This window comes from Aeromonas schubertii (assembly GCF_000820105.1).
Lineage (GTDB): Bacteria > Pseudomonadota > Gammaproteobacteria > Enterobacterales > Aeromonadaceae > Aeromonas > Aeromonas schubertii.
The window spans coordinates 1-314 of sequence record NZ_CDDB01000045.1 but is presented as its reverse complement, the minus strand read 5'-3'; the positions used below and the strand labels follow the sequence as shown (position 1 = coordinate 314).

At 61.8% G+C, this 314-nt stretch carries 1 protein-coding gene; it reads right to left on the bottom strand.

Annotated features, from left to right (window positions below; all coding sequences use genetic code 11):
- A partial coding sequence (locus tag BN1133_RS20320; protein ID WP_197273662.1) for a M4 family metallopeptidase occupies positions 1 to 314 on the bottom strand: 314 nt, incomplete at both ends.

Here is a 314-nt window from a genome sequence, read left to right as displayed (position 1 = left end):
ACCCCCGAGCTGTGGTGTACATCCATGCCGGGGTAGTAGCGACTGGCGTGATCGATGGAGGCGCCGTCCCGGCTCGGCTGGATAAAATAGCGCATCGCCTCGGCCTGCTTCATGACGTGCTCACCCATCTTCCAGTTGAAGCTGCCATGGACATATTGCCCCAGGGCGGCGGCCGATACGTCGGAGAAGGATTCGTTGATCCCCCCCGACATGCCCCTGTACTCCAGCCCCGAGTTCTGCTCGGTGAAGCCGTGGCTCACCTCGTGGGCGATCACATCCCAGGTGGCGAGAGGATACATGTAGGCGTTGCCATC